The 8,228-nt window shown below is 22.5% G+C and carries 11 protein-coding genes; 9 read left to right on the top strand and 2 right to left on the bottom strand.

The window, feature by feature from the left end:
* Positions 1–83 precede the first annotated feature (83 nt).
* Entirely contained in the window at positions 84–278 is a 195-nt protein-coding gene (locus AB6A63_RS00985) for a hypothetical protein (protein WP_370430833.1), read from the top strand.
* 15 nt (positions 279–293) lie between these two features.
* Here the strand turns inward: AB6A63_RS00985 and AB6A63_RS00980 are convergent, their stop codons facing one another.
* Together AB6A63_RS00980 and AB6A63_RS00975 are read right to left on the bottom strand one after the other, a co-directional pair.
* Positions 294–701 (bottom strand): transcription antitermination factor NusB, encoded by a 408-nt coding sequence (locus AB6A63_RS00980; protein WP_370430832.1) that lies wholly within the window; start codon positions 699–701, stop codon positions 294–296.
* A gap of 8 nt (positions 702–709) precedes the next feature.
* Positions 710–1,348, bottom strand: a complete 639-nt coding sequence (locus tag AB6A63_RS00975; protein ID WP_370430831.1) for a superoxide dismutase — start codon at positions 1,346–1,348, stop codon at positions 710–712.
* Between the two features lie 279 nt (positions 1,349–1,627).
* Between AB6A63_RS00975 and AB6A63_RS00970 the strand changes: the two genes are divergently transcribed.
* From AB6A63_RS00970 to AB6A63_RS00935, 8 genes are all read left to right on the top strand, one after another.
* The gene (locus tag AB6A63_RS00970; RefSeq protein ID WP_370430830.1) at positions 1,628–1,903 is read left to right on the top strand and encodes a hypothetical protein; all 276 of its coding nucleotides are present in this window, start codon (positions 1,628–1,630) and stop codon (positions 1,901–1,903) included.
* Positions 1,904–1,963: 60 nt separating this feature from the next.
* The gene (locus AB6A63_RS00965) at positions 1,964–2,287 is read left to right on the top strand and encodes a hypothetical protein (RefSeq protein WP_370430829.1); all 324 of its coding nucleotides are present in this window, start codon (positions 1,964–1,966) and stop codon (positions 2,285–2,287) included.
* A gap of 624 nt (positions 2,288–2,911) precedes the next feature.
* On the top strand, positions 2,912–4,216 hold the full coding sequence (gene tig / locus AB6A63_RS00960) for a trigger factor (protein ID WP_370430828.1): 1,305 nt from the start codon (positions 2,912–2,914) through the stop codon (positions 4,214–4,216).
* Between the two features lie 51 nt (positions 4,217–4,267).
* Positions 4,268–6,703: an endopeptidase La gene (lon, locus tag AB6A63_RS00955; RefSeq protein ID WP_370430827.1), complete on the top strand. Its 2,436-nt coding sequence runs from the start codon at positions 4,268–4,270 to the stop codon at positions 6,701–6,703.
* A 16-nt stretch (positions 6,704–6,719) separates the two neighbouring features.
* Positions 6,720–6,971, top strand: a complete 252-nt coding sequence (locus tag AB6A63_RS00950) for a hypothetical protein (protein ID WP_370430826.1) — start codon at positions 6,720–6,722, stop codon at positions 6,969–6,971.
* A 178-nt stretch (positions 6,972–7,149) separates the two neighbouring features.
* Positions 7,150–7,323, top strand: coding sequence for a 30S ribosomal protein S21 (rpsU, locus tag AB6A63_RS00945; protein ID WP_370430825.1), 174 nt, complete (start codon positions 7,150–7,152; stop codon positions 7,321–7,323).
* A 110-nt stretch (positions 7,324–7,433) separates the two neighbouring features.
* Positions 7,434–7,838: an rRNA maturation RNase YbeY gene (ybeY, locus tag AB6A63_RS00940; RefSeq protein WP_370430824.1), complete on the top strand. Its 405-nt coding sequence runs from the start codon at positions 7,434–7,436 to the stop codon at positions 7,836–7,838.
* 62 nt (positions 7,839–7,900) lie between these two features.
* Positions 7,901–8,228 (top strand): GTPase (locus AB6A63_RS00935; RefSeq protein ID WP_370430823.1); only part of this gene is annotated, 328 nt, incomplete at its 3' end.

The following is an 8,228-nucleotide window of genomic DNA, read 5'->3' as shown; positions in this document are numbered from 1 at the left end:
ATTTATATTTCGATATGATATACTTATTTGTGTATTTATTATTTTTAAAATAATTTAAAATTCGAAGGAAAATTTTGTTATCCATGAGTAAAAAAATAAATAACAACAAAAATAAAAATAAAAAAGATAAGATTATTTTCGAAAATAAGAAAAAAAATAATTCACTAAGTCAAAAAATTTTTCTTATTATTTTGATTATCATTTTTACGATAGGGCCTTTATATGCTTTATATCAGTTAATTGTTTTTTTATATGATTCTTATTCTTTAAGTAAATAGAAAAATAACAAAATTTTATTTTTCTATTTTGTATTCGTTATTTTGAATATCTTCAAAAATTAATTGTAAAATCTTATTATTAAATTTATATTGTTTGCTATCATCTAAATTAGAATATTCTTTGGTTAATTCGATAGCTTCATTAATAATTATTTTATGAGAATTTTGTTTTTCTAAAAGTTCTAAAGTAGCTAGACGAATGATAGCTTTATCTACTTTATTTAATCTATTGATTTCATAATTGTATAGATTTTTTTTAATAATAGTATCTACTAAATTGATATTTTTAATAATATATTTTAAGATATTATTGTTTGTAATTTGTTCTTCGATATAATTAAAAGAATTATCTTGGTAAAAATCGTATTTATATAAATCAGTTATAATTGAAGCTCTTATTTTTCTTATTTGTTTCGGTAACATAATAAAAATTATTTACGCAATTTTGAATCGAGTATTTTTTTGAAATTATTTTCTACTTGTGACCAACTGATAACATTATAAAAAGCTTCTATATAATCTTTACGTCTGTTTTGATAATTTAAATAATAAGCATGTTCCCAAACATCTAATCCTAAAAGAGGATGCCCCATTTCTAAAACAGTATTTTGGTTTGGAGTATTGACAATTTTGAGATTATTTTCAAAATCATAAATAAGCCATGTCCAACCACTACCAAATAGAGTTTGAGCCTTTAAAGAAAATTGATCTTTAAAATTTTCTACATTTCCAAAAAATTTTTGAATTAATTCGTGTATTTGATAATTTTCGTTATAATTATCATTTAATTTCAATGTTTCCCAGAAAAAAGAATGATTAAAATGTCCTCCTCCGTTGTTTTTAACTGTTTCTCTTATTGTTTCTGGTAAAGAATTGATGTTTTTTAATAAATATTCTATACTTTGAATTTCATTTTGATGAATTTTATTTTTTTCTAAAGCTACATTCAAATTATTTATATAATTTTGATGATGTTTAGTATGGTGTATTTCCATTGTTTTAGCATCTATAAAAGGTTCTAAAGCTGTATATTGATAATTCAGTTTAGGTAATTTAAAAAAATCATTCATAATTAATAAACATTTCCTTTTGATTTTTATAAAAAAATTATTAATTTTTATTAGAAAAGAAAAAATTACTACTTGTTATTATATCATTTATATTTACTAAATTTAATGTTAAAACTTGTTGTTTTGTTTTTTTATAATATAACATCTTTATATATATAATAGAACCAAATTATTATAAATAATTTCATTTTATAGATATTTTTTTAAATTAAAATAATTAAAATAATGTATAATATAAAAAATATTAAAAGAAAGGTAGTCAAAATTAAAATGTACAATATGTTAAATGTTATGTTTAGTGAAGAAAAACTTTTTCAATGTCGATTAGGGACAGGTTCTAAAGTCATTTTAACAATTTTGAGTGTGTTGACTTTAGGGATACTTTGGTTTGTATTGTTTCCTGTTATGAAGAGTGTTGCTTATAAATATCATATAGACTTACAAATTCAATTTCAACAACAGTTAGACAATACTATATTAGAATTGAAACAAAAAATCAATGAAACTCAAAAACAAATAGAATATGTAGAAAAAAGAAATTTAATGTTTTCATAAATTATATATTTTTTTATCATAATTTAATTTTTTAGATAGAAAGAACAAACAATTTATTTTATGAATCAACCAATGTATCTGAACAACAACAAAGATAATAATAATCCTTTTGCGTTAGGTGTTGTGCAAATAATAAGTTTAATAATATTATTTATATTTATTCTTGGTACGGGTTTCAATTGGACTATTACGATAATGCCTTTGTTGATTGTATATTTTTTTATGACTCTTTATAATGGCGGTTATATTTTTAATTTAAACAAAAGCAAGATTATGTTCAAATTACAAGAACAACAACAATTAGAAAATGAGTTAAAAAATTTAAAATCTCAAAAAGAAAAATTAGAAATAATGAGCGAAATTAAAAAAAATAAATCAAAATAACCTTTTTATTTTTTTTAGAAATAAAATTTTATTAATTTAAATAAATCAAATTCCAATAATTTAATACTTATTTTATATTTTTTTTTCTAAAATAATATGATACAATAGTTATTTATTATAAATTATTTTATATGAAATAAAAATTTATAATAATATTTTTCAAAAATCAAAGTATTTTTTATTATCTAAATGTAAAGATATTGGAATTTTCAATTTTTAGAAGTTGTTGATGAGTATATTCAAAAAAATTTTAATTTTAATAATTAAACATTTTTTTAATATTATTAGTATGTTATTGATAATCTTTTTTGCTTTTTTTTTGATTTATTTGTTTTAATGATAAAACTTCATTTAGAATCAATTATTTTTTTCGGTTCTTTTTATTTGGGAAGAGTATAAGAATTTTAATTCCATTAAAGAGAAATTTATATCATAATTAAATTCATTTATGATAAATTTTAATTGGAAATATCATATTATACGAACATTAATAATTGTTATTTTTATTAAATATTGTATAATTTTATTGTGATATAAATTTCTATTGTTTTTATTTAAAAATGTTTTAAATAAAAAATTATATTCAAATATTTCAATTTATATTAAAAAATAGGTAAACAGTTTATGGAAAACAAAAAAATAAATAATGAAAACGAATTAGTTCAATATAATTTTCGAATAGACAGAAATACATTTGAACTTTTTGTAAATAGAGCTTTTGATGAAGTTAAAAATACAGTAGAAATTAAAGGTTTTAGAAAAGGATTTATTACAAGAAATATTTTCGAAAAACATTTCGATTCAAAGTCTTTATACCAAGACGCTTTTGACTTTTTAGTTCAAGAAAAAGCAGAAGAGATAATAAAAAATAAAGATTCTAATGTTATTGGTATTCCGAAAGTAGTTAATTTTAAAGCGGAAGATGTAATAAATAAAAAAGAATTTTTTGATTTTAGTTTAGAATTTATAACTAAACCTACTATCGAATTATGTAATTATAAAGAAATCGCTATTGATGTTCCTTCAGCAGAAGTTACAGAAGAGGAAATCGAAGAACAATTAGATGTTTTATTAAATAAAAATCCTATTTTAGAACAGAAAACAGAAAACGGAAACATTTTAGAATTAGGAGATTTCGCTCTTATAGATTTTAAAGGATATCTAGGAGATGATTTATTAGATGGTGGAACAGCTGATAATTATACTTTAGAAATCGGTTCAAAGACTTTTATTGATGGCTTTGAAACAGGCATGATCGGGATGGAAACCAACACAAATAGAGATGTTGAAGTTGTATTTCCTGAGGATTATTTCAATAAAGAAATCGCTTCTAAAAAAGTTGTTTTTAAAATTTTTTTAAAAGATATTCAAACTAAAAAGAAAATCGATTGGAATGATGACTTAGTTAAAGATTTGAAATTTCCTGGCATTGATAATTTACACGATTTCAAACATCAAATAAAACATGAATTAGAAATTCAAAAAAAAGACAAATTAAGAAAGAAAAAAGAAGAATTTGTTTTAGATTTTGTATTTAAAAATTCGAATGTTTCATTTATTCCAGAATCTTTAATAGATGATGAAAAGGTTAATGTTAAAAAAGAGTTAGAAGAAGAACTTGAATCTAAAAGAATAAGTCACGAAAGATATTTAAAAGATAACAATTGTAACGAAGAACAATTTGAAGCAAGAATTAAAGAACAAGCTTCCATGGATGTAAAATTAAAACTTTTACTTGATGAAATAAGTTTAAACGAAAAAATTGAAGTTTCTTCTGAAGAAGTAGAAACATATTATAAAAAACTCAAAAAAGAATCTAAAATAGATGTTGAAAAAATGAAAAAAAATTATTTTTGGGTTCGCGATGTTAAACAAAATTTAATTAGACAAAACGCTATTGAATTTTTATTTCAAACGAATATTAATTAATTAAAAAAATTTTATTTTTTAAAAAATTAATCAGAAGGTTGTATAGATAATATGAATAAAATTATTGAAGAAGAGAACAAAGAAATAGATAAAGATACAAATACAGAAATAGAAAAAGAAATAACTCAAGAAATAGATGCAGAAGCTAATAAAGAAGTTGTTGAAGAAGAACCAGAATTACCTGCTGTCATTTGGAGAGATATAGTTCCTCTTCCTTTTAACGAATTAAGAATTGAAATAGGAAGAACTTTTTCTATTAATGCTTTAAAATTTGCAGAACAAAAAAAACATCCTTATGTTGTTATTTTGTTGCAAAAAAATGTAATGCAAGAAGTACCTAGAATTTCTGATATAGAAAAATATGGGGTTATGGCGCAAGTTTTAACTTCTGTCCAAGTTGATGAAAATATTTATAAAGTGAAATTTCGTTTTTTAAACAGAATCAAAGTTGAAAAAATAACAAAAAAAGATAATTTATATATGGTTAAACATAAAGAAATTCCTACTGTTTTTGGAGATTTGCAAGAAGAAAAAGTTCTTATGAATTTAATCATGGAAAAAATCAACGTTAATATTCCTCAATTATTTGTTATTACAGAAAACGCTTTTAACGGTTCTTTTTTAGATCAAGTAAAAGCTGGTTTAACAGCAGAAAAAATAGCAGATTTAATTGTTTTCGTTTTAAAAACAGAGGAAGATAACAAATATAAATATCTTAAAGAACCTAATTTAAATAAAAGATTAAGATATATTTTACAAGACGTTGAAACGAAATTAGAATTATTAGAATTAGAAAATAAAATTAATGCTCAAGTAAAAAATAATATTGATGAAAATCAAAAAGAGTTTTATTTAAGAGAAAAAATGCGTGCTATTCAAAATGAATTAGGTGATAAAGCTAAAAAAGAAGAAGAAATAGATGAATTAAGAAACAAAATTAATTCTTCAAAAATGCCTAAATTAATTAAAGAAAAAGTTTTACAAGAACTTTCTCGTTATCAATCTGTTTCTTCTAATGCATCAGATTCTTTGGTTATTCGTAACTATTTAGATTTTATTATTGAATTACCTTGGGGAAAAAGCAGTAAAGACGTTAATGATTTAAGTCAAATTCAAGATGTTTTAGAAAAAAATCATTATGGAATGCAAAAAGCTAAAGAACGTATTATAGAATATGCAGCCGTTAAGATAATGACACAAAAAAATCCTCAGACTATTATTTGTCTTATAGGACCTCCTGGGGTTGGAAAAACTACCTTAGCAATTTCTATCGCTGAAGCTTTAGGACGTAAATTTGTTAGACAATCTTTAGGTGGTTTACAAGAAGAAAGCGAAATTAAAGGACATAGAAAAACTTACATCGGTGCTATGCCTGGACGTATTTTAAGCAGTATCAAAGATTCTGGTGTAATGAATCCTGTGTTTTTATTAGATGAAATAGATAAATTAGTTAATAATTCACAACATGATCCAGAAGCTGCATTATTAGAAGTTTTAGATCCAGCACAAAATAAAAATTTTACAGATTTTTATTTATCAGAACCTTTTGATTTATCTAAAGTTTTGTTTATCACAACTGCTAACGATATAAGTACTATTTCTGAACCTTTAAGAGATCGTTTAGAATTTATAGAATTAAGTTCTTATACAGAACAAGATAAATTATCAATAGCTGAAAAATATTTAGTTCCTAAACAATTAAAAGAGCACGGTATTTCTGAAAAACAGTTTGAAATAAAAAAAGAAACAATTCTTTTCATAATTAGACATTACACTAAAGAAGCAGGAGTTAGAACTTTAAGTAAATTTATTGCTACTTTAATTAGAAAAACAGCCAAAGAGATTTTAATTAATAAAGTTTCTAAAGTAGAAATTAACAATCAAAATGTAGAAATTTTCTTAGGAAAAGTTGTTTATCAACATTTATTAGCAAATAGTAAAGATCGTATTGGAGTTGTTAATGGATTAGCTTATACTTCTTTTGGTGGCGATATTTTACCTGTTGAAGTAACACATTATAAAGGAAGTGGAAAACTAGTTTTAACTGGTAATTTAGGTAAAGTTTTAGAAGAAAGTGCTATGACATCATTTGCTTTTTTGAAATCGAATGCTGAAAAATTAAATATTGATTATAGTGTTTTTGAAAATAATGATTTTCATGTGCATTTTATAGAAGGTGCAGTTTCTAAAGACGGTCCTTCTGCTGGTGTAACAATAGCTACTTGTATTTTTTCCGCTATTACAAAGAAATTTGTGAAAAAAGATATTGGGATGACAGGCGAAATTACTCTTACAGGTTCTGTTCTTCCGATAGGTGGATTAAAAGAAAAAGCTATCGCTGCTGAACGAAGTGGTTTAAATAAAATTTTTATTCCTAAAGATAATTTAAAAGACGTTGAGGATATACCTGAAGAAGTTAGAAAAAAAATAGAAATTGTGGCTGTTGAAACTGCAAGTGACGTTTTCACACAAGCTTTAATTTCTTAAAAGAGGATTTTATAAAATGATGGAATACTTAAATAAAATAATAGAGTGGCTACCTCATTATATAATTTATATTGATTGTGTTTTGATTGTTTTGACAGTATTTTTTACTGTAGAAAAAAGTGTCATTGATATTTTTTCTGAACAATATGGCAATTATAGACCACAAAGATCTCAAGTTTTTTTAAATCGTTTTGTAGTTCTCTTATTTATGATTTATTTTATTTATTCTTATTTATATTTAAAACAAACAGCACTACAAAACAAATAAACACTCCAACCATTCCGAAATTATAAATTAATAAATAATAAATATTAAAAAATAGATTTTTTTGTGTTTATATTTTAAATTTATGTTATAATTTGGATGCAAAAATTTTTAAATTTCTTTTGCTACTAATTTGTTATTTTCATTTTTTCGAAATATTTTATAAAGAAGGGGTGATAAAATGATTAAAACTGTTGTTCGTAAAGAAGAAAGTTTTGACGAAACTTTACGTCGTTTTAAACGTGATGTTTTTAAATCTGGAAATTTAGCGCAAGCTCGTAAAAAAGAATATTATGTTAAACCTAGTACAGAAAGAAAAAATCGTAAAAAATTTTCTAAAAATAAAAAATATTAAATAAAAATATGAGCTTTTAAAAATAAAAAATCACCTATTGAATTTTAGGTGTTTTTTTATTTTTTTAAATGAATATAAAAATACAAAAAGGAACCACAAATATATTCATCATGATAATCGAAGTATACAATCAAACTAATAGAAATGTTTTTGATTTAAAACAAAAATTACATTTTGTTTTTGATTCGTTAGAAGATGATCGTAAAATGAATGTTATTTTCATCAATAATATCAAAATGAAAGAAATGAATTCTTTTTATCGTAAAAAAGATTATCCTACAGACGTTTTATCTTTCGAAAATGTCATTGATGATATTTATTTAGGTGATGTTTATATTTCTTTAACAAAAGCCAGTTCGCAAGCTCGGGAATTAGGAAAAACATTAATAGAAGAAGTTGTTTTTTTATCTCTTCATGGTTATCTCCATTTAAAAGGTTATAAAGATGACACAGAAGAAGAATTACTAGAAATGATTAGAATACAAGATGAAATTTTAAAAAAACATACTTTTTAACATAATTATTAAATACTAAAAATATATTTTCAATATTATTTTCGAAGGTTGAGGTTTTATTATTGTTTAAATCTGGTTTTATTACTATTATGGGTAGAGTTAACGTAGGTAAATCGACTTTGTTAAATTTTTTAGTAGAAACAAAAATTTCTATTGTAAGCAATAAACCCAATACCACTAAAGAAAAAATTTTAGGTGTTTGTAACGGTTCAAATTATCAATTTGTTTTTGTTGATAATCCTGGTTTGATTTATAAAAATTTTAAAAAACTTTTTATGCCTAAATTTAATTCTGTTCTTTTAAAAAATATTGATGAAGTAGATGTTATTTTGTTTTTAGTCGATAGTGAATGTCGTATAGAAGATAAATATTTTTTAAATTTTTTAAAAA

Source organism: 'Camptotheca acuminata' phytoplasma, assembly GCF_041276565.1.
GTDB lineage: Bacteria > Bacillota_I > Bacilli_A > Acholeplasmatales > Acholeplasmataceae > Phytoplasma.
Note: the sequence above shows the minus strand (reverse complement) of the source record. Positions and strands in the feature narration are given on the sequence as shown.

Coding starts and splice junctions, on each gene's coding strand:
- AB6A63_RS00985 (WP_370430833.1), top strand. CDS start 84: ATGAGTAAAAAAATAAATAACAACAAAAATAAAAATAAAAAAGATAAG.
- AB6A63_RS00980 (WP_370430832.1), bottom strand. CDS start 701: ATGTTACCGAAACAAATAAGAAAAATAAGAGCTTCAATTATAACTGAT.
- AB6A63_RS00975 (WP_370430831.1), bottom strand. CDS start 1,348: ATGAATGATTTTTTTAAATTACCTAAACTGAATTATCAATATACAGCT.
- AB6A63_RS00970 (WP_370430830.1), top strand. CDS start 1,628: ATGTTAAATGTTATGTTTAGTGAAGAAAAACTTTTTCAATGTCGATTA.
- AB6A63_RS00965 (WP_370430829.1), top strand. CDS start 1,964: ATGAATCAACCAATGTATCTGAACAACAACAAAGATAATAATAATCCT.
- tig (WP_370430828.1), top strand. CDS start 2,912: ATGGAAAACAAAAAAATAAATAATGAAAACGAATTAGTTCAATATAAT.
- lon (WP_370430827.1), top strand. CDS start 4,268: ATGAATAAAATTATTGAAGAAGAGAACAAAGAAATAGATAAAGATACA.
- AB6A63_RS00950 (WP_370430826.1), top strand. CDS start 6,720: ATGATGGAATACTTAAATAAAATAATAGAGTGGCTACCTCATTATATA.
- rpsU (WP_370430825.1), top strand. CDS start 7,150: ATGATTAAAACTGTTGTTCGTAAAGAAGAAAGTTTTGACGAAACTTTA.
- ybeY (WP_370430824.1), top strand. CDS start 7,434: ATGATAATCGAAGTATACAATCAAACTAATAGAAATGTTTTTGATTTA.